Origin of the sequence: Sediminispirochaeta bajacaliforniensis DSM 16054, from assembly GCF_000378205.1 — a bacterium.
GTDB lineage: Bacteria > Spirochaetota > Spirochaetia > DSM-16054 > Sediminispirochaetaceae > Sediminispirochaeta > Sediminispirochaeta bajacaliforniensis.
The window spans coordinates 129,376-154,141 of sequence record NZ_KB899409.1 but is presented as its reverse complement, the minus strand read 5'-3'; the positions used below and the strand labels follow the sequence as shown (position 1 = coordinate 154,141).

General features: G+C 50.5%; 20 protein-coding genes. 15 read left to right on the top strand and 5 right to left on the bottom strand.

What is annotated here, in order from left to right:
* Nucleotide 1 precedes the first annotated feature (1 nt).
* The 9 genes from F459_RS0105145 to F459_RS0105105 all read left to right on the top strand — a co-directional run bounded on the left by F459_RS0105145 (nucleotide 2) and on the right by F459_RS0105105 (nucleotide 12,577).
* A complete protein-coding gene (locus tag F459_RS0105145; RefSeq protein ID WP_020611667.1) occupies nucleotides 2-2,872 on the top strand; it encodes a molybdopterin-dependent oxidoreductase Mo/Fe-S-binding subunit in 2,871 nt (956 codons plus the stop codon).
* 94 nt (nucleotides 2,873-2,966) lie between these two features.
* Nucleotides 2,967-4,163, top strand: a complete 1,197-nt coding sequence (ygeW, locus tag F459_RS0105140; protein ID WP_020611666.1) for a knotted carbamoyltransferase YgeW — start codon at nucleotides 2,967-2,969, stop codon at nucleotides 4,161-4,163.
* Between the two features lie 210 nt (nucleotides 4,164-4,373).
* Nucleotides 4,374-5,702, top strand: coding sequence for an ABC transporter substrate-binding protein (locus F459_RS0105135; protein ID WP_020611665.1), 1,329 nt, complete (start codon nucleotides 4,374-4,376; stop codon nucleotides 5,700-5,702).
* A gap of 16 nt (nucleotides 5,703-5,718) precedes the next feature.
* Entirely contained in the window at nucleotides 5,719-6,606 is an 888-nt protein-coding gene (locus tag F459_RS0105130; RefSeq protein WP_020611664.1) for a carbohydrate ABC transporter permease, read from the top strand.
* Nucleotides 6,607-6,617: 11 nt separating this feature from the next.
* Nucleotides 6,618-7,460, top strand: coding sequence for a carbohydrate ABC transporter permease (locus F459_RS0105125; protein WP_020611663.1), 843 nt, complete (start codon nucleotides 6,618-6,620; stop codon nucleotides 7,458-7,460).
* A gap of 19 nt (nucleotides 7,461-7,479) precedes the next feature.
* Nucleotides 7,480-8,244, top strand: coding sequence for a copper homeostasis protein CutC (locus tag F459_RS0105120; RefSeq protein WP_020611662.1), 765 nt, complete (start codon nucleotides 7,480-7,482; stop codon nucleotides 8,242-8,244).
* Nucleotides 8,245-8,265: 21 nt separating this feature from the next.
* On the top strand, nucleotides 8,266-9,438 hold the full coding sequence (locus F459_RS0105115) for an ROK family transcriptional regulator (RefSeq protein ID WP_020611661.1): 1,173 nt from the start codon (nucleotides 8,266-8,268) through the stop codon (nucleotides 9,436-9,438).
* A gap of 34 nt (nucleotides 9,439-9,472) precedes the next feature.
* Nucleotides 9,473-10,969, top strand: coding sequence for a M81 family metallopeptidase (locus F459_RS0105110; RefSeq protein WP_020611660.1), 1,497 nt, complete (start codon nucleotides 9,473-9,475; stop codon nucleotides 10,967-10,969).
* Between the two features lie 96 nt (nucleotides 10,970-11,065).
* Nucleotides 11,066-12,577: an IMP dehydrogenase gene (locus tag F459_RS0105105; RefSeq protein ID WP_020611659.1), complete on the top strand. Its 1,512-nt coding sequence runs from the start codon at nucleotides 11,066-11,068 to the stop codon at nucleotides 12,575-12,577.
* A gap of 23 nt (nucleotides 12,578-12,600) precedes the next feature.
* Here the strand turns inward: F459_RS0105105 and F459_RS0105100 are convergent, their stop codons facing one another.
* The 3 genes from F459_RS0105100 to F459_RS0105090 all read right to left on the bottom strand — a co-directional run bounded on the left by F459_RS0105100 (nucleotide 12,601) and on the right by F459_RS0105090 (nucleotide 15,781).
* Nucleotides 12,601-14,184, bottom strand: a complete 1,584-nt coding sequence (locus F459_RS0105100; protein ID WP_020611658.1) for a PocR ligand-binding domain-containing protein — start codon at nucleotides 14,182-14,184, stop codon at nucleotides 12,601-12,603.
* 182 nt (nucleotides 14,185-14,366) lie between these two features.
* A complete protein-coding gene (locus F459_RS0105095; protein WP_020611657.1) occupies nucleotides 14,367-15,050 on the bottom strand; it encodes a LysM peptidoglycan-binding domain-containing protein in 684 nt (227 codons plus the stop codon).
* Nucleotides 15,047-15,781, bottom strand: coding sequence for a hypothetical protein (locus F459_RS0105090; RefSeq protein WP_020611656.1), 735 nt, complete (start codon nucleotides 15,779-15,781; stop codon nucleotides 15,047-15,049). The genes F459_RS0105095 and F459_RS0105090 overlap by 4 nt, the downstream gene beginning before the upstream one ends.
* A gap of 267 nt (nucleotides 15,782-16,048) precedes the next feature.
* Between F459_RS0105090 and F459_RS0105085 the strand changes: the two genes are divergently transcribed.
* Together F459_RS0105085 and F459_RS0105080 are read left to right on the top strand one after the other, a co-directional pair.
* Nucleotides 16,049-16,255: a hypothetical protein gene (locus tag F459_RS0105085; protein ID WP_020611655.1), complete on the top strand. Its 207-nt coding sequence runs from the start codon at nucleotides 16,049-16,051 to the stop codon at nucleotides 16,253-16,255.
* A gap of 134 nt (nucleotides 16,256-16,389) precedes the next feature.
* Nucleotides 16,390-17,463 (top strand): peptidylprolyl isomerase, encoded by a 1,074-nt coding sequence (locus tag F459_RS0105080; protein WP_154651627.1) that lies wholly within the window; start codon nucleotides 16,390-16,392, stop codon nucleotides 17,461-17,463.
* A gap of 100 nt (nucleotides 17,464-17,563) precedes the next feature.
* Here the strand turns inward: F459_RS0105080 and F459_RS0105075 are convergent, their stop codons facing one another.
* Entirely contained in the window at nucleotides 17,564-19,477 is a 1,914-nt protein-coding gene (locus F459_RS0105075; protein WP_020611653.1) for a methyl-accepting chemotaxis protein, read from the bottom strand.
* A gap of 146 nt (nucleotides 19,478-19,623) precedes the next feature.
* On the opposite strand from F459_RS0105075, the gene trxA reads away from it, so the two are divergent.
* Nucleotides 19,624-19,977 carry a thioredoxin gene (gene trxA, locus F459_RS0105070; RefSeq protein ID WP_013254000.1) on the top strand — a complete coding sequence of 118 codons (354 nt, stop codon included), beginning with the start codon at nucleotides 19,624-19,626 and terminating at the stop codon, nucleotides 19,975-19,977.
* Nucleotides 19,978-20,006: 29 nt separating this feature from the next.
* Here the strand turns inward: trxA and F459_RS0105065 are convergent, their stop codons facing one another.
* Complete coding sequence (locus tag F459_RS0105065; RefSeq protein ID WP_020611652.1) at nucleotides 20,007-20,585, bottom strand: TetR/AcrR family transcriptional regulator; 579 nt, start codon at nucleotides 20,583-20,585, stop codon at nucleotides 20,007-20,009.
* A 97-nt stretch (nucleotides 20,586-20,682) separates the two neighbouring features.
* Here F459_RS0105065 and F459_RS0105060 point away from each other — a divergent pair, with 97 nt between their 5' ends.
* From F459_RS0105060 to argA, 3 genes are read left to right on the top strand one after another with little or no spacing between them, the layout of a single operon-like run.
* Nucleotides 20,683-22,326, top strand: a complete 1,644-nt coding sequence (locus tag F459_RS0105060; protein ID WP_245540086.1) for a hybrid sensor histidine kinase/response regulator — start codon at nucleotides 20,683-20,685, stop codon at nucleotides 22,324-22,326.
* Nucleotides 22,327-22,365: 39 nt separating this feature from the next.
* Nucleotides 22,366-23,391 (top strand): XdhC family protein, encoded by a 1,026-nt coding sequence (locus F459_RS0105055; RefSeq protein WP_020611650.1) that lies wholly within the window; start codon nucleotides 22,366-22,368, stop codon nucleotides 23,389-23,391.
* Nucleotides 23,388-24,734, top strand: coding sequence for an amino-acid N-acetyltransferase (argA, locus tag F459_RS0105050; protein ID WP_020611649.1), 1,347 nt, complete (start codon nucleotides 23,388-23,390; stop codon nucleotides 24,732-24,734). Before F459_RS0105055 ends, argA begins: the two co-directional genes overlap by 4 nt.
* Nucleotides 24,735-24,766 lie beyond the last annotated feature (32 nt).

Sequence of the window (24,766 nt, the reverse complement as noted above, 5' to 3'; positions counted from 1 at the left end):
AATGGAATTGACATTCACCCTAAACGGGGTTGAGAAACGACTTTTTACACATCCCGGCGAGAACCTACGCGAATTGCTTTATCGCCTCGGCATGCTCTCTGTTCGTGACAGTGATGACGGCGAGGGTTTCGCCGGTAGCGATCTCATCCTCGTGGATGGAAAACCTGCCTATGCCAATCTCATGATTGCAGCCCAGGTAGGGGGGCGGACGATCCGGACCGCCGAGTCTCTGGTGAAAGGAAAAAAGCTTTCGATCGTCCAGGAATCGATGATAGATGCGGGGGTAGTCCAGTCTGGTTACAACAGCCCTGCCGCGGCTCTCGCCCTTGCCGATCTCCTCGAACGGAGTCCCGATCCTTCCCGAGTGGAGGTGATAGACGCACTTTCCGGGATCTATAATCGTGCCACCGGGTATCAGCAGTTTTTCAAGGCTGTGGAACTCGCATCCCGACGGATGAAAGAGCCTGGCTATACCACACAGATCGCTCCCGAGTTTCGGGAAGACCTCGATGTGGTCGGGAAGGTGAGAAAAAAGGTGGACGGTGCCAAATTGGTTACCGCCCGCAAGGCCTTTGTCGAGGATTTTGTGGAACAGGATGCCTGCATCCTCAAAATGCTCAAGAGCCCTCATGCCCATGCATATATTACCAGTATCGATACCAGTAAGGCCGAGGCCTTGCCCGGGGTCGTCATGGTCATCACCTATAAAAACTGTCCCGATGTTTGGTACACCTTCGCCGGTCAGGGCTTTCCCGAGCCCTCTCCCTATGACAGACGGATGTTCAATCAGAAGCTTATGCATGTAGGTGACCGTGTCGCTGCAGTTGTTGCCGAAAACGGGGAGATCGCCGACAAGGCCTTGGGCCTTATCGAGGTCGAATATGAGGTACTGGAGCCTGTATTTACCATCGAAGAAGCCGCTGCCGAAGGCGCACCCGTCATCCACGGTGGAACCGTTGAGTATGTGGCGGGAGCTCCCGACGACCTGGATTCCTACAACAAAGGGGCAAATCCCCGGGACGGTAAGATCATCTATCAGTTTCCAATCCACGGTGATCCTCGTCATAATATTGCCGCTAGTGTGACAGGCGGGATCGGAGATGTCGACAGCGGCTTTGCTCAAGCCGATGTGGTCATCGACCGAGAATATGAGACCAGCCAGGTGCAACAGGCCCCTCTGGAGACCCATGTTGTCTATACCCAGATGGATGGGGAGCGACTTGTTATCCACGCCTCTACCCAGGTTCCCTGGCATCTTCGCCGGATTGTTTCCACGATCCTCGGTGTCAGTGAAAACCAGGTTAGGGTGATCAAGGAACGTGTCGGCGGCGGTTACGGATCGAAGCAGGATATCGTTCTCGAAGAGGTCGCCGCCTTTGCCACCTGGAGTACCGGTAGATCGGTCTTCTATCATTACACCCGGGAAGAGGAGTTTACCAGCAATTCCAGCCGCTTTCCCATGAAGGTCCGGGTCAAGCTGGGGGCAAAACGCGACGGTACCCTCACTGCAGTCTACATGCGGGTGCTTGCAAACAGCGGATGCTTCGGCAATCATTGTCTCACCGTTCCGATGAATGCCTGTTCCAAGAGTCTTCCCTTGGTGATGTGCGACAACTTTAAATTCGATGTTGTCACCTATTATACCAATATCCCCATAACCGGTGCCTACCAGGGCTACGGAGCACCTAAAGGCTCCTTTGCCCTGCAAATGGCTCTGGCGGAACTCGCCGATGAGTTGAAGATTGATCACCTCAAACTTGTGGAAAAGGTACGGGTCAAAGAGGGGGCCATGCTGGAAATCCTTCGCTGTCTCGGTGAGGGACGGGAGGGTACTCCTGCGCCGGTCGGCAGCTGCGGTCTTGGCCCTGCTCTGGAGGAGGGAGCGGATCTGATAGGCTGGGGAAAAAAGAATCAGCCTGCGGATCCCGATATTCGCATCGGTCAGGGGCTTGCCATCATTCAGCAGGGGTCGGGACTTCCCGGTCTGGATCATTCCTGTGCCGATGTCAAAATGCTTGCCGACGGAAGCTTCATGATCCACTCCGGCGGTGCCGACCTCGGAACCGGCCTTGATACGGTTTCGGTGAAGGTGGCTGCCGAGACCTTGAAGGTGGATATGGAGCAGGTTTCGATCCTTTCCGGCGATACCGATACAACACCCTTCGACACCGGCGCCTATGCCTCAAGCGGAACCTTCTTTTCCGGCAACGCTTCCCTCAAGGCGGCCGAGGATTTAAAAGAAAAAATTCTGCAGGCCGCATCGAGGATGCTCGGTGAATCCCTGGAGGATCTTGCCGTTGAACGCCCCGGTATGGTTGTCGGAAGGAAGGGGAAGGTGAGCTACAAGGAGATTGCCCAGGACACGCAGGCAGGGCTCGGTTCAGGTCAGCTGGTAGGCTACGCAAGCTTCACCAGCGAGGATTTTGCCTTTCCCTATGGGGCCCATTTCTGTCAGGTCGCGGTCAATACCCGTACCGGCGAGGTAAAGGTGCAAAAGTATCACGCCCTTCAGGACTGTGGGACTCCCATCAACCCGGAACTTGCTCTCGGACAGATTTACGGGGGTGCCTTTAAATCGATCGCCCACAGCTTGTGGGAAGAGATGGTGATCGATAAAGAGGGCGTCCTAACCAACCCGACCCTGAGGGACTACGGCATCCCCATGATTACTGACTTACCTGAGGAGTTCGGCGCACATTTGGTCTTTACCGACGACGCCTACGGCCCCTTCGGCGGAAAATCCGTATCGGAGATCAGCCTGAACGGTGCCTCTCCCGCCCTTGCTTCGGCAATCCACGATGCCGTCGGGGTTTGGATCCGGGACTGGCCCTTTACACCGGAGAAGGTGCTTCGGGCTCTGGGAAAGCTCTAAGATTCGGCTAATAGCGCTCGCATTGCCCCTCCTTATGGCGGGGCGAATATCATACTGAAATAGAGAGAGAATAATTTTTGGAGGAACAGTTTACATGGACAAAATTGGAATCGAGGAGATGATCAGATCCCTCTCGACCCTTAGAACCGAGAAAATGTATCTGAAGGATTTTTTCCACACCTGGAAGCACAGTGACGATGAAATTCGGGCCACCTTTGAGGTTGCCGAAATCCTTCGCGGCATGAGGGAAAACAACATATCGAGCCGGGTCTTCGATAGTGGTCTTGCCATCAGCCTTTTTCGGGATAATTCGACCCGTACCCGCTTCAGCTTTGCCAGCGCCTGTAATCTTCTCGGCCTCGAGGTACAGGACCTTGACGAGGGAAAGAGTCAGATTGCCCACGGTGAAACGGTTCGGGAAACGGCAAATATGATCAGCTTTATGGCAGATGTCATCGGTATTCGTGACGACATGTACATTGGCAAGGGACATACCTACATGAAAGAGGTTGCCCAGGCCGTGGAAGACGGACACTACGACGGGGTGCTTGAGCAGCGTCCCACCCTTGTCAACCTTCAGTGTGACATAGACCATCCGACCCAGGCCATGGCCGATGCCCTTCATGTCATCAATGAGTTCGGCGGTGTTGAAAACCTCAAGGGAAAAAAGCTTGCCATGACCTGGGCCTACAGCCCCTCCTACGGCAAGCCACTCTCCGTTCCTCAAGGGATCATCGGACTCTTTACCCGCTTTGGTATGGATGTGGTCCTTGCTCATCCGGAAGGCTATAATGTCATGCCCGAGATGGAAGGGGTTGCTTCCAAGAATGCTCAAAAGAGCGGAGGCTCCTTCTCCAAGGTTAACTCAATGGCCGATGCATTTAAGGATGCCGATATTGTCTACCCGAAAAGCTGGGCTCCTTTTAGCGTCATGGAAGAACGGACCAAGATTGTTGAGACCGGTGATCAGCAGGCGCTCAAGGAGCTGGAAAAGCGTTGTCTTGCCCAGAATGCCCAGTTTACCGACTGGGAATGTACCGAAGAACTGATGTCGACCACTCGGGAGGGAAAAGCTTTGTATATGCACTGTCTTCCTGCCGACATCTCCGGCGTTTCCTGTGAAAAGGGTGAGGTTGCGGCATCGGTTTTCGACCGCTACCGGGATCCTCTTTACAAGCAGGCCTCTTTTAAGCCCTATATTATTGCGGCAATGATTTTTCTTGCAAAGTTCCGCAATCCTTCGGAAAAGCTTCTTGGCCTTTTAACCGACGCCCGCAAGCGCATCTATTAATCACCTTCACCGATGGGATATCGTGCCGGAGCCTTTTGGCTCCGGTTTTTTTGTCGCAGCGGAGAATGTTAATGATCGTTGAGAAGGCTGTGTAGGCTTTAAGCGGTGTATCACCACTATTCGGGACAGTAAAACGTGCGAAAAATCCTTGACAGCACCGGTTTTTTCTTGTTTAATTAATTCATTGAATGAATTAATAAGGAGGTTTCTATGACAGAAACTGCACGTAAGAGAGTGCGATCACTGGCTTTGGCCGGACTGATCTTGCTACTTTCATCTACGCTTGCCTGGGCAGGAGGTGACCAGGAAAAGGGAAACGGAAAGATTGTTCTTTCCACCTATTTTCAGATCGACCCGGCAAACCCGCAGTACGAAGGACACAATGAGGTGATGAAAGCCTTTGCCGCGGCACATCCCGAGATTGAATTCAAGCATGAATATGCCACCGGCGAATCGTTTCATCAAAAATTTCAGGCCATGGCTGCTTCCGGCCGCATGCCCGATGTCTTTACCACCTATGTGGGGAAGCGGACTGCATATATTACCGAAACCGGGAAGGTTCTGGACCTTCGAGCCTACCTGGATGATGCCTTCATGAAATCCTTTAATCCCGCGGCGTGGGAAGCGCAGGGGAGTGAAGGGGAGATCTACACCATTCCACCTTCCATGGCAGTCTGCCATGTGATGTATGCCAATACGAAAATTCTCAATGAGCTTGGTCTCTCCTTTCCCAAAAGCTATAAAGAGCTTCTTTCCCAGGTCGACACCATCAAGAAGGCAGGCTATTATCCCGTTTCTCTCGGAAACAAGGACCAGTGGCCCGTCAATTCGTGGCTTTTAAGCGCCCTTGTCGATAGGATGGGAGGCAAAGAGTGGTTCCAAAAGGCAATGGTTGGCAAGGCCTCCTTTACCGATGAACCCTTTGTTCGCTCGCTTGAAATCGTAAAAGAGATGGTGGATAAGGGCGTCTTCAGCCCCGGCGTAAACCAGATGTCCAATACCGAGGCCGATCAGGAGTTTTACCAGGGCAAGTCTGTCTATTTGATCGATGCGGGCTGGAGAACCTCTGCCATGACCACTTCACTGCCTCAGGATTTTCAGAATGCGGTCTATATGGGGGTGTTCCCCGAGATAGCGGGGGCTGTCGATCATGGTACCAGTGTTGCCGTTCCTTCCGAGGGCTTTGGCATCAACAAGGAACTTGCGGATGATCCTGCAAAACTTGAGGCTGCCCTTACCTTTCTGAAGTTTTACAACGGTCCCGAAGGGGCTGCCATTCGCTTAAAGTATGGAGAGATTCCCACCTGTAAGCTCGACTACTCCCAGTATGATCTTCCGCGTCTTCAGATCGCATATGCCGATTTTCAGGAAAATACTCCCATGGGCTATGTGATCGATGCAAAGATGGATGGTGAAGGTATGGGCGTCCTTAATCCTTCCATTCAGGCGATGATGTTCGGTAATATGACCCCGAAGGAGGTCGCCGAAAAGTACGAAGCCTGGGTAAAGGAAAACGATTCCAACCGGCTTGGTAACTAAATAAAGGGGGAAGATAATGATCGAGTCGAAAGATAAAAAGCTTAGCTTCTTTATTCTACTTTTACCCGCTTTGTTGATTTACCTGTCGATCATTATCTTTCCGATAGGTGTCAGCACACTACTCTCGTTTACCAAATGGAAGAACTTCGCCCTTGTGGGGTTTATCGGGGTGAAAAACTACATCTCGATTTTTACCGATCCGGAGTTTCTCCAGGCTCTGTGGCACAATATTCAGATCATGTTGATCTCGATTTTGGGGCAGATTCCCCTTGGAATCTTACTTGCCTATCTGCTTTATCGGAAGCTGGTCAGGGCCACCCGCTTTTTCGAGATGATGATATTTCTTCCTATAACCATTTCCGCGGTTGTCGTCGCACTTTTGTGGAACCGGATTTTCTCCCCGGTGGGTATCTTCACCATTTTTATGAGGATGATCACAGACAATCCGGACTATGTGGTGACCATATTCGAGAGTCCCCAATGGGCCATGATTCCGATTCTTTTTGTGCTTCTGTGGATGCATACCAGCCTGTATATGGTCATGTTTTTGGCCAATATGCAGAGAATTCCCCAATCGGTTATCGAAGCGGCCAAGATCGACGGGGCATCGGAATCGGCGATTCTTACCAGAATTGTTATCCCTGCCCTGGCCAATGTGATTTTCACCAGTTCGATTTTCGCCATTTCCGGAAGTTTGAAAAGCTTCGATCTTGTCTATGCCATGACAGGGGGAGGGCCGGTGAATTATACCAGTGTCATGTCGATCTACCTCTATAAACACACCTTCACCTACAACAACTACGGTTATGGAAGCGCCGTTTCTGTGATCATTGTGATTCTGAGTGTGGGCTTGATCACACTCTCCCGCTCGCTCTACGGCCGATACCAGAAAAAATACGAATAGGGGGATGTGTTATGCAGAAACTGAACCGGGATATTTCCGCCGGATGGCGCTTGTTCGCATATGTTTTTTTGATTTTCTTTACGCTTATTACGCTTATGCCTCTCCTCTGGATGCTCTATTCCTCCTTTAAACTTCAGGGAGAGATCATGATGTACCCCCTCGCTCTTCCCAAGGAACCGACTTTTAAAAACTACCAGGATGCCTGGAGTATCGGCCATATGGGAATTGCCGCAATCAACAGTATCCTCTACACGGGGATAGGAACCTTCTTCACCGTTCTTTTTTCCCTCGCGGCGGGATTTGCACTGACGAAGTTCAACTATGCTTCGGCAAAGTGGTATTATGCCGCCTTTACCCTGGGGCTTTTGATTACGGTGAATTCGGTTATTGCACCGCTTTTTATCATGGAAACACGCATGGGACTCTACGACACCAGAATTGGTGTGATTCTGCCCTATATCGCCTTCGGCCTCCCCATGGCTGTACTTCTTGCCACCTCCTACATCCGGGGGATTCCAGATTCTTTGATCGAGGCGGCGGTGATCGACGGAGCCAGTTACATCCAGATTTTTCTCAAAGTGATCATTATTGTATCGACACCGGTGATGGCGACCATTACCGTTCTCACCTTTCTTCGCAACTGGAATGAATTTATCCTTGTGTTTATTCTCACCAGCGGCGAGCATATGCGAAGTCTTCCCGTATCCATCAATGCCTTTGCGGGAAGGCTCAACGTGAACTACGGCATGCAGTTTGCCGCCTTGGTCATCGGCACGATTCCCATGATTCTCTTTTACATCGGGGCACATAATATGGTTATCAAGGGTTTTGGTGAAGGTGCACTCAAGGAATAGCATAAGGAGTTTCTCTTACATGGACACACAACAAATTTTACAAGAAATTTCAATTGAGGTATGTCTGGACTCTGTCGAGTCGTCAATTAATGCACAACAAGGCGGAGCCGACAGGGTTGAGCTCTGCGACAACCTCTTTCAGGGCGGCACAACGCCCAGCATCGGTACCATTCGTGCCGCCAGAAAGGCGATCGATATTGGCCTTCAGGTCATCATCAGACCCCGCGGAGGTGATTTTTTCTACAGCGATTACGAGTTTGAGGTTATGAAAGAAGATATTCTTGCTGCCAGAGAGGCCGGGGCCGACGGTGTCGTTTTTGGTATTCTTACGCCCGACGGCCTGGTCGACAGCGAGCGTAATGCACTTCTTCGGGAGCTTGCCGGTCCCATGAATGCTACATTTCACCGTGCTTTCGATGTGACACGAAATCCCTTCGATGCTCTTGAAACTATCATCGATCTCGGCTTTAACCGTATTCTGACCAGCGGGCAGGCTCCCACGGTGCTTGAGGGGGTTGATCTGGTACGTGAACTTGTTGATCGGGCACAGGAGCGTATCATCATCATGCCGGGCAATGGTATCACCCCCCGGAATATGCAGAAAATCATTGAGCTTACCGGTGCCCGCGAGTATCATGTTTTTGTCGATCGGGAGCGAGAGAGCGGCATGACCTACCGTCCCGGTGATGTATACATGGGCGGACTCCTTAGGCAGCCGGAATTTGTCAACAGCTTTACCGACCGGGATATGGTCACACGGCTCCGGAGTCTCGGCTCAAAATAGGAAACGAGATCGGAGAAGATCATGAAGATTGTAGGTAACAGCAAATACCAAAAAGCGGCAAATGGCTCTCTTATCCTTAACTATCTGCGAAAGCAGGGTGGCACCTCCAGAAGTAGAATTGCGGAGGAGCTTGGTCTCCAGCCATCCACTGTTACCTACATTATGAATAGGTTGCTGCAAGCCGGCTTGGTCCGGGAAAGCTCCGGTATCGGTGGGAACGGGAGCGGGCGTAAGGCGATCAGAATCGAACTCAACAATGATTACGGTACGGTGATAGGTCTCGATTTGCAGGCCGATTACTACAATGCCGTGGTTACCGACATAGGTGGAAGGGTTGTCGGATCTTTCCACCGGGAATACGACGGTGAGGCAAAGACCTTTGAAAGGCGTTTTGCAGCTGTGCTGAAAGAGGTTCGTGAATCCGTGGGAGGGGAAGGCCCTGTCCTCGGGGCAGGGGTTGCCATCCCGGGGGTGGTCGATCCTTCCGGACCCATCATCGAAGAGTGCTGGACCCACAACCTTCAGCATCATAACCTCGGCCCTTTTCTGGAGGAGAACTTTTCCTTTCCGATTTTGGTGGAAAACGATGCAAATTGCTGTGCCTGGAAAAATCTTTGGTATGAGAGTAGCGGCGACCACGATTCGTTTATCTATCTGCTTCCGCGTTTTCATCGCAGCGAGTTGCTTCCGGAGAATTACCCTTCGGTCGGTATCGGGATGGGCCTTGTCTATAACGGCGAAATCTATCAGGGCTTTACCCATCGTGCCGGTGAATATCGGAGCCTTTTCTTCAGGCAGGAGGAGAAGGTCCCGGGACAGCTCTCGCTCTCTCTTGCGGAGATGAGGCTTGTGGCCTCCGATCGTGCCGTTCGGCGGAAGCTTGTCGTCGAGCTGCTGGGAACCCTGATCCTTATTATGCATATCACCAATCCCCGGGCCCTTTTTATCGGTGGAGATCTTGCCGGAGAACAGGATCTCATCGCAGGTGTCCTGGAAGGGGAGTTCGCCCCTCAATGGAGGCGTCTCTCTGCCAACGGGGTACGAGTCGAGGTTCTTGAGGATGCCGCTTATGATGCGGCGACGGGGGCCTCTGCCGCCATGCTGAATACCTTGTATGCAATTCCTCAGGTTGGTAACGGAGAGCAGAATGTGAGAATTTGGAATTCACTTTTGACAAACCTTATTGATCAATGACGATATATACAAATCTATGTTTAGGAGTCATGCGATGCGTAAGATATTAGTGGCTGGAATCCATCACGAATCAAATACCTTTAATCCGATCCTTACCGGGAAAGAAGATTTTTCCGTGCAGCGGGGGGATGAACTTTTTTCTTTTCTGAACGACAGCGACAGCGTCAGCGGGATCGTCCGGACGCTTCAGGCGGCCGGCTATGAGGTCGTTCCCGCACTTGTCGCCCGGGCCGTTCCCAACGGTGTGGTCCAAAAACAGTTGTACCTCGATCTGAAGCGGGAACTCTTGCAGCGTGCCGAGGCCTCAGGCCCCTATGACGGCATAGCACTCTCACTTCATGGTTCCATGAGGGTTGAGGAGATAGGGGAGGCCGAAGGAGATTTGTTGCGGGACCTCCGTGCCCTTTTCCCCACGCTTCCGATCACGGCTTCCCTTGATATGCATGCCACCATTACCGATGCCATGCTGGATGGGCTCGATGCCTTTACCGGCTACAAACAGGCACCCCATACCGATTGTTTCGAGACCGGCGAGCATGCGGCAAACATGCTGATCGAAATTCTGGAAAAGGGAACCGTTCCCTCCATTGCCTGGTGTAAACTTCCTCTCCTCATCGCAGGAGAAAAGAGCGAGACCAGTGTGGAGCCGATGCATGAGCTTATCGATCTCCTGCGCGAGTATGAAACCCGAGAGGAGGTGATGGCAGCCTCGTATCTTCTCGGTTTTCCCTGGGCCGATTGCCGGGAGAATGGGGTTTCCGCGGTTGTCGTTACAAGGAACGGCAGGGAGCAGGCGGGAAAACTTGCCGAGGAACTGGCTGATGCCTTTTGGCAACGCCGGGAGCAGTTCAAATTCCATACCGTCACCCGGGAAGAGGACGAAGCGATTGCCCTTGCCTGTCGGGCGACGACGGAAGTAGAGGGGCCTGTCTATCTTTCCGATTCGGGAGACAACCCGACCGCCGGATCTTCTGCAGATTGTACCGGCTTCCTCAAAAAGGTACTTGCAAGCGACTGTCTTGCCTCGCTGAAAAAGCCCGTGGTCTATGCGGGCATCTACGATCCTGCGGCCACCTGCGCCTGCTTTGCCGCCGGCGTTGGCGGCAACGTTGATATAAGCGTGGGCGCCGCTTTCGATCGAAAGACAAGTGCCCCGCTTCCCATATCCGGGAAGGTCCGTTCCCTTGTCTCCGGTTGGGAGCGCTTCGCCGCGAATATGGCCATGGTACGCGTCGGTCATGTCGACCTAATCCTCGTTTCGAAGCACATCGGTTTCATCACGCCCGATATGTTTACCGCCTTGGGATGTGAGGCTGAAGATTATAGCGTTGTGGTTGTAAAGCTGGGCTATCTCACCGCATACCACAAGGCAAGGGCGAAGCGATCGATAATGGCCCTGAGCAAAGGCAGCAGCAACGAACTTCTGGAAAGTCTGCCCTACAAGAACCTTTCCCGACCAATCTTTCCTCTCGACCGTGAGCTGCATTATAGGCCGAAGTCAGTTGGCAAGGAAGGTCGGGAACGGAAATAGCATCTTTTTCCTTGTACTTCCGCCGCTCTCCCTTGTGCTTTCAAAGAAAAAAACGTACCCTGTTCGGAAAATTCAATAAAACAAGGGAGGCCTGCCATGGCAAAAATCCTGGAAGATATTTCCAGAACCTTTGACGAATACCTGATTCTTCCCGGGCTGACGACGAAGGAACATCTTCCTTCCAATGTTTCTTTGAGAGTTCCTGCGGCAAAGTATCGTCCGGAAAAAGAGGAACCGGCAAGATATCTTGAAATCCCCTTCAGCAGTGCGGCCATGCAGTCCGTCTCCGGTTCCGATCTTGCCATCGCCCTTGCCCGAAAGGGTGGTTGTTCCTTTATCTTCTGCAGCCAGCCCATCGAAGAGCAGGCGGCGATGGTTCGAAAGGTCAAGGAGCATAAGGCAGGTTTTGTAGATTCCGATTCAAATATTTCTCCCGATGATCCCCTTTCCGCGGCAATCGCCATCAGCAAGCGGACCGGCCATTCCACCATCGCCGTTACCGAGGATGGTGGGCGCCATTCCAGGCTCCTGGGGATTTTGACCGATAAGGATTATTGGGAATTTAAGGATGATCCCGATCGGCCTGTCAAAGATTATTTCACCCCGCTAAAGCGACTGGTCTGGGCCCCTGAGGGGGTCTCCCTTGAAGAGGCTACGGGGATCCTTCATCGGGAAAAGAAGGAATGTCTGCCGATTATCGACAAAAACGGTAATCTTGCTTCTCTTGTTTTTCGGAAGGATTATTTCGACCACAAGGCAAACCCCTACGAACTTACCGATAATCGCAAGCGTCTCTTTGTTGGAGCCGCCCTGAATACCCACGATTATCTGGAACGGGCCGAGGCACTCATTGCTGCGGAGGCCGATATTTTCTGCTTCGATTCTTCCGATGGCTATTCGGAATGGCAGGTTGCTGCGGCCAGGGATCTGCGTGCCCGTTACGGTCGTTCCATCGTTCTCGGCGGTGGAAATGTCGTTTCTGGAGACGGTTTCCGCTACCTGGTTGAAGAGGGTGATCTTGATTTTGTCAAGATAGGAATCGGCGGCGGATCGATCTGTATCACCCGGGAGCAGAAAGGAATCGGAAGAGGACAGGCCTCCGCCGTTGTCGAGGTTGCGGCCGAACGTGATCGCTATTTTGAGGAGACCGGTATCTATGTTCCGATCTGTTCCGACGGCGGACTTAATAACGATACCAATATCATTATGGCTCTTGCCCTTGGTGCGGATTTCGTCATGATGGGCAAATACTTTGCCATGGCAGAGGAGAGTCCTACCCAGAAGGTCAACTATCGCGGGATGCTGTATAAGCCCTACTGGGGTGAGGGGTCGGTTCGAGCACGGAACTGGCAGCGCTATAAAGACGAAGAGGGCAGTGGCATGCTTTTCGAGGAAGGTGTCGACGCTTATGTTCCCTATGGTGGCCCTTTAAGCGAGAAAATGGATACGACTTTAGCGAAATTACGCGCTTCGATGTGTAATATCGGCGTTCTTTCGATGAATGAACTTCACAAACAGGCAAGGGTTGTTCGGGTCTCTTCTATGACCCTCGTGGAAAGCGGGACCAGCAGGGTGGAGCAGTTCGACAGGATGCGTACCGAGCAGTAGCTTCGAATATTCTTTTATCCTTTTCAGATCCTTGGGCGATATCCCTTGCTTTCGAAGTATATATCGTAGGCAAGGCCTTGTCCCCCTTCCCATTCGATGCGGCCTTCCAGCTGCTGGACCAACACCTGCACCGTTTTGAGTCCGAGGCTTTTTGTCTTATCGGGTGAAAAGTCTTTGGCTACTCCTTTCCCGTCGTCTGAAAAGTGTAAATGGAAGCCTCGCTCCTTGACCAGCTCCATGGTGAGGCTTATTGTTCCCGTTCTATCGTTGGGGAAGGCGTGTTTGATTGCATTGCTTATTAATTCGTTGACGATGAGTCCGATAGGAATGGCGACGTCGATCAATATTCGGACGGGGGCACAGCTGAAACTGACCGAGATATGCTCTTGGTTCGGAAGCAGCGCATCAAAGAGCTGAGATAGCAGGTCCTGAAGATAATTCTTTAGGTCGATGCTTGAAAGGTCCTGGGATCTGTAAAGGTGCTGATGCACCAGAGACATAGCCAGGATTTTCATTTCTGCCTTTTGGAGTGCTGTTGCAACCTGTTCGTCACCTGCGTCGGAGGCCTGCAGGGCAAGCAAGGATTGGATAAGCTGCATGTTGTTTTTTGTTCGATGAAACAGTTCTTTGATCAAAAGCTCCTTTTCCTTTAGTGACGATTCAAGGGCCCTGTTGGCTCTGCGGATGGAGCTAATGTCGCGGATGACGGCAATGGCGTCGTTTGCCCCGCCTATAACGAGCCGACATTCAAATTCACGAATTTCACCATTAATCTCCAATTCATAGTCGTACTCCTGCCTGTGGTTTGTTTCGAAGAGGTTCGCCAGTTTTTCTAAGGTCAACTCGGTTAGATAGGGGGGCAAAACCTCTCGCAGCTGCTTCGAGATGATTTCTTCAGGCGCTTTTAACGCTTTCGTTGCGCCTCCTTCCCGAATGTCCAGGATTGTTCCTTCCCTGTCCAGGAGGAGAACAAGATCGGGAAGGGCTGTAAGAAGGGCCATATTGTGGGCTTTACTGCTTTCAAGATCTTTGACGACCTGTGACCACTGCCTGAAAAGTTCACGCTGTTTGACGTTGTTATAGGCCCTGAAAGAAAGATCTCCGGCAATGACCGATAGTGATTCGACGATCTGATCAAATCGTTTCAGTTCGATCATGGGAACCTCTGAGAAAGCCTTCATAAACGCATCACGGTCGGCCCCGATATCGTCTGCATAGGCGGCAACTGCCTTTTCGTCTGTCTCTTTCGTTCGTACCTGCCCGATGAGCCAATTGGCAATATGAATACCTCCGACAATGATCGGAGTTCCCGCATCCAGCAGGCCACAACTAAGGCATGCATGGATAGACGGGTGCCCGTCGCTACCTTTTCCAATGAGCGCATCCGAATACCGGCAGTTTTTCATCCCGATTGTTGTACCTCGTATCATTTTACAGAGCTGGGTGAAATTGCTTTCTTTACTTATTGGGGTGCCCTCCGGACTTGTTATGAGGGAAGCAAGGCCTGTAGCATTGGAAAAGGCATCCTGAATTTTCTGAAGCTCATCCCTGTCGAAGATATCGAGAATTGTAAAACGTATATCCGTTGTTTTAATGTTTTCTTTCATATTGACGTCACTATAGTATAGACGTTATATGTCAGCGTAAACAAGGATTTTATGCCGTAACAGGGCCTCTTTCACTATAACAGGTATCAGAACATCGACATGAAGAAATTTTCTCTGAGGAGAAAAAAACGGCGGTGCAGAAAAACACCGCCGTCAGCAAAAAACATGTACTTCTGCAATCCCTATTCTTTCCAGGTCCCTCTTCTGACCTCGCCGTTTAGAGATGGAATTTCTAAAACCAAACCGGGATGAATCAGGGATGGATTATCGGGATCGACAAGTTTGTCCTTATTTGCCTTGTACAGTTCTTTCCATTGATGGGGATCGCCGTAGATAAAGTCGTACTCGGCTATTCTCCAGAAACAATCCCTTCGTTTGGGGATTAGTCGAACCGTATAGTATTTCGGCAGAACCTTTGCATTCCCCGCTCTCTGGGGAGCAATACCTTCTAGGATGCTAAGTACCCTCTGGGATTCGGTCATACTTTGCTCGTAGGCCTTCTGATCCAGAGCCTCCTTTGCCTTGGCATAGGCTTCTTGTGCCTCTGCATATCGATCGGCTACACGTTCCGCCGCTCCAATGAGGCGTACGTAATCAATTCTTGCCTTTGCCCGATTGAGAAGGGTATTTGCCCGGTAGGCCAGGGCCATCTCCTCTGCTTTACGTTTTCCCTCTGCGGCAAGCTCGTCGGCCCGGCGTGAGAGTTCAATAGAATGCTCGTAATCTCCCTGGTCTAAGGCCTTTTGGGCTTCGATCTGTAATTGGCGGGACTGACGAAGTTCATCGTTTTGAAAGAGGTTTTGAGAAAAACCGGGGATTGTCAGTATCGAAAGGAGCAGCACTGTAATAATCGTATGGCGCTTCATTCGCTTGCCTCCTCCTGGCCGATCGTACTTGCCTCTGCTTCCGCCTCGGCTTCGCTTTCGCTTCGTTCGGTTTGAACATCGCTTTCAAGCTGGGTCACCTCTTCCTGGGTTTTCTGATATGTAGCTTCGGAATTCCTGATCGCCTCCAAGGCATTCTTCCGTTTTTCCGCGGCAATGGCTTGCGACTCTTTGAAGGCTTCTGCCGCCTTTTCATAAGCCTCGATTGCTGCTGGATAGTGGAAGCTGCTCCTCTGCTTTTGCGCCTCTTCCTGATATGAAGTTCCCTGAGTATAGGCCTGTGATGCTGCCTTTGGTGCAAAAAGCTTATCGGCTTTCTCTTTTTCAGCCTGTGCGGAGTCTCTTGCCTCGGTCAATCGGGAACCGTAACGCTTTTCCAGGATGGACAGAAATCCTTCCTTGGCCTTGAGAAAAAGCGCCTTTGATTGTTCATTGTCGCTTCCGTAAGCGGCTTCTGCTGCATCAAAGTCGGCTTGTGCAGAAGCAAAGCCTTCGACCTCGGCTTTATCGGTTCCGGTTTCAATGATGATGTCTCTGATACGTGTTGCTTCTTCCCGTTCCGCTTCCGGCAAAGGCTTTTCTTCCGCGGCCGGTTGCTGTTGCATTTCCGGTTCCGGAGCAACGGGTTCGGGTTCCGGCGTTCCTGCACAACCTGCAATAAGGAGAGAAAAAAGGACGGCTAAAGACGCCGATGTTAACCATTTTGTTTTCATAGGTCCTCCTATCTTGGTATAAGATAACACATTATAAAAGGGATACCCAAGCATTTTACTCTTGCAGACAGCCATGATTTTTAATACGATAAAAATGTATCATTATTTGAAAAATAGCAAAAAATCTATAATAAAATGAGTATATGATAAAAATTAATATAGATATTTGATGAGATACTTGACTTTTTTATCTATGTTGGTATATTGGTCACATAACGAATGAATTGTTCTTTTTTTTACGAATCGATATGTTGTGGAGGTTTTACCATGAAAAAGCTTATGTCTGTTTCTTTTGCGGCTCTTCTTATCGGGATTCTTTTGCCGATTATCGATAGCACGGTCGTCTCTGTCGAGATCGGTATTCTCGTGAGTGCTTTTGCTCTCACTGCCCTTTTCCTGCTTGAACAGCGGCGTCGCTATTATAAAGAGACAATCCTGCCGGGCAATTTTAGAGGCCGGAGAAAGGCTGCCTGATTCTGCTTTTTATGCGTTTTACCCTTCGCCGTGCTGGCGAAGGGTTTTTTGTTTTCAGGAAAGAGTTGGAGCTCCTTGGCCTGGAAAAGAGAACGTGTTATATTGGGCGAATAGCAATTGCCAAAGGAGCGTCTATGACGATTACACGAAAACCGCTTTTTCTTTCCTTGTTTCTAATAGTGGTGTTCCTATTTCCCTCTTTAATGTGGGCGGGGGGAAAGAAAGAATCAAGCGAGCCTGCGCCTGAAGCAACCGAAAGTGTAGAGACCCCTCAAAAAGAACGTACACCCATTGAGGTAGCGTCCCCATCGGATAATGCGGCTATTGTCAACGGAGTCGCCATTCCTCTGGACAGGTATCAGCAGCAGCTTAGTGTGGTTCAACAGCAGTATCTTATGCAGGGTATATCGGTACCTGAAGAGCAGATGGCCGAATTAAAGGGGCAGGTCCTCGAAAGCCTGATTGATCAGGAACTTCTTGCACAGGAAGCGAAGGGGCAGGGGTATGAAGCGGATCAGACGAAGGTCGATCAACAGCTGCAGCAGATTAAAGGACAGTTTCCTTCGGAGGAACAGTATTATCAGGCTTTGGCACAGCAGGGAGTTTCCGAGCAGGACTTCCTTACGGAGTTGAAAAAATCATTGGTTGTTCAGCAGTTCGTTTCCGATCGATTTGCAAGCCAGGTCGCCGTAACTGAAGAAGATACGAAAACCTATTACGATGATAATCCTTCCTATTTTGTTCAGCCAGAGCGTGTTAGAGCCAGCCATATTCTGTTTTCTGTTGCTGAAGATGCTTCCGATGAAGAGGTAGCCACAGCAAAGGCAAAAGCGGAGGCGGCTCTGGAGCGTTACAAAAATGGTGAAGAGTTTAGCGACCTTGCCAGAGAGCTATCGGAGGGGCCAAGCGCTTCACAAGGGGGGGATCTCGGCTTTTTCGGAAGAGACCAGATGGTGAAGCCCTTTGAAGAGGCCGCCTTTTCTATGAAGGTGGGAGAAGTTAGTGATCCTGTACGAACGAAATTCGGCTTTCACCTCATACGGCTTACGGCAAGAAACGAGGAAGGAACACTTCCTTTTGATCAGGTTAAAAACCAGATTTCAGATCATCTTTATAAGCTTCGGCTTGGCGAATTGGTGAAGGCCTTCCTTGATCAGAAGAAAGAGAAATCGGAAATCAATAGACTCCTTGATCTTCCCCAGATTTGATTTCTTTTTGTTGCATTGCTGCAAATTTAATGCAGAAAAAAAGCCGCCGATGGGAAAAAAACATCCCCGGCGGCTTTTCTATGGCTTTTAGGATTCGAAATTATTCGGAATCAGACTTTTTATTTTCAATTTCGTCATCATCATACACGCAGACCCGTTCAACCGCTCCCTCAAGGAGTTCACTTGCGTCGTCTTCATTTTCACAGGCAGTCTTAAAGCGTTCGACCTGATGATGTAACTGATCGATTGAGTTGCTACTCTTTTCATTCAGGTCGTTCACATGAGTCATTGCGGTGCTTATATCTTTGGCTCCCGACTCGATTTCCTGAATACCGTCGCGAACCTGATCACCGATCATGGTTATACTTGACAGTGCAGTACTGACTTTAACGGTATTCTGGCTTATCTGCTCGGAATTTTCTTGAATATCCTGTGTCGTGGAGGAGAGACTGGTCATGGCATTCATAATCTCATTGCTGCCCAGTGATAGTTCTTTCATGGTGGAAGCAATTTCCGCCATTGCCTTGCTGTTTTCTCGCGTTTCCTTTTCAATTCTCTGATAGGAGTCACGACTTTCGTTGCTGGCTTCAAGCACCTGATTAATTCTGTCCGCAATAGTGGTGATGGTTTTTCTTATTCGTTTTGAATTCTCGTTTGTAGATTCGGCAAGCTTACGAATCTCTTCGGCGACCACGGCGAACCCCCGGCCTGCTTCTCCGGCATGGGCCGCCTCAATGGCAGCATTCATGGAGAGGAGGTTGGTCTGGCTGGCTACATTGTTGATGATTTCAATGACTTCGAGGATTTCTTTTACATCGGCGACACTTTCCTCGACCAGCTTGTTGGTTTCGTCCACCTGTTCTCCTCCACGGGTGGTGATCTCGGCCAGCAACTCGGAGGATTCCTGTCGCTGATTGGCTATCTTCGTCACATTCTCGATACTGGCGGTCATTTCTTCAATGCTGCTGGAGGATTGCGTTACTGCCGACGACTGATCCTCGATTTTCTCGGCCAATGCCCGTATCCCGTCGGTGATGACTCTCGTTGCATTGTCCGATGTGGAGAGGTTATCAACAAGGTCCTTGATTTGCTGGCTCATCGAAGAAATATTTGCCGACATTTGATGTACCGATGCCGCCGACTCATTGGTTGCACTGGAGACCTCACTTTTAAGATCCGCGCTTTCTACGGCAATGTCTTTTACCTCATCAATGACCGAGGAAAATTCATCAATAAAAAGATTCATCGCCTTTGCCAGACCCGCAAGTTCATCGTTTCCCTTCACGACAAGACGGCGCGAGAAATCTCCGGTAGCGAGGATTTGCATTGATTTATGCAACCCCTCAAGCTGGTTCCTTAGTTTCCGGATCATTCCCAAAGAAAGGATAAGAACTAAGACTAATAAAAGGCCTATGGTACTTCTGCTTATAATACGTATGCGCAATTGTACGGCGGCCGCCTGCTTATTGAGATAGTCGATAAGCTGTGTAAGGGTTCGTTCAAAGGAATCTCCGAGGTATATGGTAAGGTTCGTTACCTCATTACTCGCCACGTTAAGATCGACATCACCGTAGAACTGGTATGCGGCATACAAACCGGGGAAATAGGCGGGATACCGAGTCATCAGAGCGTCAAGCGTTTTTTCAACCTCTCCCACCTTTCTTTTGGCATAGTCGGCGATATTGGTCATGGCCTCGGCCTGTCTCTTCCCCTCTGCATTGGAAAGAACCAGTTTCTGAAACTGGTCCGACTGAAAAAATTGATCAAGAAGCTGTTCAAACTGCTTGTATTGATCCTGAAAGACCTTATAGCCAGTTTTCATGTTCGAGGTCAAAAGTAGTTCCTTTGTCATGGAATTGCTTCTGAAGAGTTCCGCTTTGATGTTGATACCCGTTTCAACCGTTTGGCGGATGTCGGCTTGCAGCGTCTGGTCGTATTGCATAATAAAAGTTGTTCCGATTATACCTGCAATGAAGAGCGCATTCAAAATAAGTAAACGGGTTTTTATTTTCATACTTGCCTCCCAGAGATCTGCAAGTATACTCAATAGAGGGAAGGGGATCAAGAAAAGATTTTTCTGCTTGATTCTTTCTATATAATATATTACTTTCCATATATACAAAAGGAGCCTTCACCGAAGGCAAAGGAGCGGAAAACATTATGGCGGAACACCTAACGAAAACCGATTTTCTTGAAAAAATCTTTGATTATGAAAACAAAAAAGAGTGGGAATATCAGGGAGAGCTACCGGCCGTTATCGACTTTTATGCGGACTGGTGTGGACCATGTAAGATGGTTGCTCCCATTATCGAGGAGCTTTCTCAGGAGTATGAGGGAAAGGTCAATTTTTTCAAGATCGATACCGAGGCGGAGCAGGAACTTTCCATGGCGTTCGGGATCCAGAGCATTCCTTCCCTGCTTTTTATTCCTAAAGAGGGAAAGCCGCAGATGGCTGCGGGCGCATTACCAAAGGATACCTTCAAAGAGGTTATCGATAAGGAATTGCTTGGCTGAAGGAGCCGGTAGAGCTTGGAGAATCCCGCTTAGGCGGGATTCCCTGAAAAAATAAGTGACATAATGCCGTCGATCCTTTGCGGGCCGAAGCCGAGGGTCGAGTGTACGATGCCACCTGTAATCATGATGAGCAGCAACTCCGCATATTCGGCCACTTTTTCCGTATCGTTCATGAGAACGGATAATCCCTCTTTAATCATGACAAGCCACTGGTCATAGGCCGATATAAGCCTTTTTTTGAGCATATCGTTATTTGTTATTGATTCATAAATAAGATAAAGGTGAAGCTTTCCTCTATTCTCCGCCGAAAACAACTCTTTAAGCACTTTTCCCACAACTTCGTCGGCAGGCATCGGCTTTTTTAGATTCTTTGCCCATTCCAGCAGACGATTGGAAATCCGCGTCATGTAGCTCTCGGAAACATCGAACAGAAGGTCGGCCTTACTGGAGTAATAGTAATAGAGCGTTCCCTTGCTGATCGACAGACTGCGAGCGATATCAGAGAGACTGGTATCCTGGGCTCCCTGCTTTATGAACAGTTCGGTTGCTGCATCGATGATACGACTGCGATTATCGACATCTGCATAATCGCGCTTACTCTTTCTCATAGGAAAACCATAAGCGGCATACTTCCTTCTGTCAAGTTCTCTCTTTTTCTTGACAGCGGTGGAAGGGATAATAATGATGGAAGAGGAGGTTCTTCACATGAATGTTGTTCTCGTCGAGGATTCCAATACGACGCGTCTTTATCTGGAGTCCTTGTTTCGTTCCCGTGATCATAAGGTGGTGGGGTCCTTTGGTGATGCCGATTCGGCAATATCCTCCATCTTGGAAATGATCGACGAGATAGACCTGATGCTGATCGACATTTTTCTCGGAGGAGAGCGTAACGGCATCGATGTCGTGGAATCCGTATCCGCGCAAAAGCCTATTCCCGTAATTTATCTTACCGCATCCGAGGATCCTCAAGTTGCCGCAAGGGCGCGTAAAACCAGTCCCTATGGATTTCTCTTGAAACCGTTTAAAGAGCTTGTTTTTTTCAGCACGATCGAGATTGTGGAAAGCCGCATTGATGCTGAGAAACGCTTTCGGCGGAGAATAGCCTTTGAACAAATGATATCCGGGATCTATCGTCGTTTGCATGAAGCCGGCGATCCCGATTTCGCCGCTATATTAAACTCGCTCGGGACCTTTGTTCAGGCCGACAGGGTGGTGCTCCTTAAGCTTTTTCCCCGGGAAGGAATCGTTCGGCATATGGCCCTCTGGCCTCCTTCCGATCAGGGGAAGATTAATATTCCGAGCGATGAGCTTCCCTCTCTTTTACACCTCCTCCCTGAGCGAAGGGATCAGTTGCTTCGGCTCCGCTCCCGCGAGGCTCAGCTTATATTTTTTGCTCCGCCGCTCAATTATCTTGCCATGCCGATTTTCCTTCCCGAAGGGGGAGCAGCAGGATGTATTGCTTTCGATCGTGAAGAATCCCGCAGGCCTTGGAGCGGAGCCGATGGGAGGCTTTTACGCATGGCGGCCGAGATGATTGGCGGCTGGTGGCATAGAAAAGAGACCGAGGCCTCACTTCGTCATGCGCAGAGTTCTGTGATCAGCAAAGAAAAACTGGCCTCCATCGGTATGCTGTCGGCAGGCATCATTCACGAGATAGCAAATCCCCTCTCTTTTGTCGAATCGAATGTCAGAACCCTCGGAAAATCGATCAACCAGCTTCGTGAAGAATCTACAAGTCCCGGTTGCGAAGGTTTTTCAAAGGAGGGGCCAGAGCTGAGTGAGATCATCGATGAGACGGTTCAGGGGCTTGAACGTATTGTCGGGATTGTCTCTAGTATCCGCAGTTTTTCTGCGGGAGGAGGCGACATAGGGGCCCGCAAGGGATGGTACGAACTCAATGAAGGGATTCGATCCACCTTGGCTCTAATACGCACCTTTGCTGGCGAAAGCGCCGAGGTTGTCTTGGAACTTGGTGAGGTTCCGCCCATCTACTGCTATGGAGCGCGAATCAATCAGGTCCTCCTCAATCTCCTTACCAATGCGGCCAGGGCCATACGGGAGAAACAGAATCTCAAGGATGGAAAAATTATCGTAAGGAGCGGATCGTCCGAGGGGTATCTCTTTTGTACGGTTAGCGATAACGGCAGCGGTATTGATCCGCGGTTGATCGATACCATTTTCGAACCTTTTTTCACAACACGGGAAGATGAAAGCGGCAGCGGCTTGGGACTTGCCATTGCCCGAGAGATTATCGAAACGGACCATGGCGGAAGGTTGACGGTCGAATCCGAAGGAATCGGAAAGGGAAGTTCGTTTACACTGACGATTCCCCTTCGGCCCGAACCATGATATAGACCCGCTAGGTTTCTGCGGATATACTTATACGTTATGAAAGAGATTATCGAGCTGTCCGATTCCTCCCGCTTAGAGGATCGGCATGCCCTGGCGACGGTAGTGGATATTGCCGGTTCCGGTGTCAGAGGCGTGGGGGCTACTATGCTTGTTTCCGCCGATGGAGCAATAACCGGTTCAGTCAGCGGTGGGTGTATCGAGGGAGAGGTGATGCGGGCGGCCGTCCGCTTGCTCGAAGGGGGCGATCCTCTTCTTCTCAGCTTTTGTGAGGTGCAGGATCCCATTTTCGGTACCATATCCCCCTGTGGGGGGACCGTATCGGTCATGATCTACCCGGGATCCGAGCTTGTTGAAAAACGATACATCGAGTTAATACGAGAGGGTAAAGGAGCTCTGTGGGGAGTTTCCCTGGACGGAGAATCCGCTTCCGCCGGGCTTTTATTTGCCGGAGAGAGTGTCGATGAGCTTGTCTTTTCTTCCGATCTTTCTCTTGCCCAATTGGGGGCCCTGAAAGCGTTCATTGCTAAGGCTCCCTCTGAAGCGTTGAAGCGGGGCATTCGTGATGAACACTGGTTTGCCATGATGTCTCCTCCTCCGGTCAATCTCTGCATCGTGGGCGGCGGCCATATTTCCGTGGCCTTGAGCCGTATTGCAAAAGCCCTTGCTTGGCGTGTCGTCATCGTCGATCCCCGTGAGGCTTTTCTTTCAGCTGACAGATTTCCCGAAGCGGACGCCGTATTGAACATGTGGCCGAAACCCGCCTTCGAAAAACTATGCATCGACAAGCGTTTTGCCGTTGCCGCCTTGTCTCACGACAGCAAAATAGATGACCAGGCTATTTTCGGGGCCCTGGACTCGGACTGCTTTTATGCAGGGGTGCTCGGTAGCCGCAAGACCCTCGCCGCTCGCCGGGACCGGCTGGCGGAACAAGGGATAAGTGCCGCAGACCTTGCCCTGCTTCGAGGTCCCATCGGCCTTAATATCGGTGCAAAAGAGCCCGAGGAGATTGCCCTTGCCGTTGCGGCTGAAATTGTCGAAACAGTAAGGAGCAAGCGGGGATGAAGACCGTTCAATCACAGGACGACATGAATTTACTGCGCCAGGGGTTTTCCTATGCCCATCGCTATCGGGATGCCGTTTTTGTCGTGAAGATTGATTGTACCGTTATCGATCATCCTCAATTTCCTCTTCTAATAAAAGATATCGCCCTGCTTCAGCAGCTGGGTATCAACGTGGTGCTTGTGCCAGGCGCCAGAGAACGTATCGATGAGATCATTAGCCGTTACGGCTTTACGACAGGATATCATCGCAGCATCCGTATCACGACCGAAGAGACGATTCCCTTTGCCCGCATGGCCGCCTTCGATGTTTCCAACCGATTGATGACAGGATTGGCGGGCCAGGATGTGAACGCCGTGGTAGGCAATTGGGTCAGGGCAAAAAGCCTCGGTGTCATAGACGGTATCGATTTCCATTATTCCGGTACCGTTGAGCGGATTCTGACCGATCCCGTTCGCGAGGTCATCTCCATGGGGATGATTCCGATTTTCCCCTGCATCGGTTGGAATTCGACGGGTAAGCCCTACAATTTATCCAGCGATGAGCTTGTACTGCAAATCGCCGTTGCTTTAGGGGCGGAAAAACTCTTTTTCATCACCACCGAAGCTCAGCTTTCGGCCGATCACTACAACTGTCCTGCGGAATGCGGGATTTCCCGTGACGGAAGAATCAGCCGGATCGATGCCTCTACCGCCGCTCATTTTCTCGACCTCAATCCAGAAAAAAGCGGGGAGCTCTTCCGTATCAATCTGGCCCGAAGGGCCTGCGATCAGGGTATCTCCCGGGTCCACATCCTGGACGGGCGGCGTGAAGGGGTGCTGCTTCAGGAGATTTTCTCCAACCAGGGCGTCGGTACCATGGTTCATACGAATCTTTACGAGAGCATTCGTGATATGCGCGCATCGGATGTTTCGGATGTGCTGCGCATCATGGACCCCTACGTGGAAGAAGGTATCCTCGTACCCAGGGACAAACAGACGCTCCAGCAGTTCTATCACGATTTCATTGTCTTCGATGTCGACGGAATCGTTCATGGTTGTGCGGCTCTTCATACCTATGGGGATGACCAGGCCGAAATTGCTGCGGTGGCTGTAAATCGAAAGTATCATGGTACCGGTATAGGAGGACGCCTCGTTTCTTTTTTGATCGAACGGGCCAGAAACAGGGGGCTGCGACAGTTATTTGTTCTTACGACCCGTACTGCGGACTGGTTCGAGCAACAGGGCTTTCGCCGTGCATCACTGGATGAGATACCGGCGAGAAAGCGTCAGCAATACAACTGTGAAAGGAACTCCTCGGTCCTTGTGTATCCGCTGGATGAGAATGCCGATGCTACACTTCGGTGATAGTCTTGCAAGCTCCTTGATACCTGTCGGCG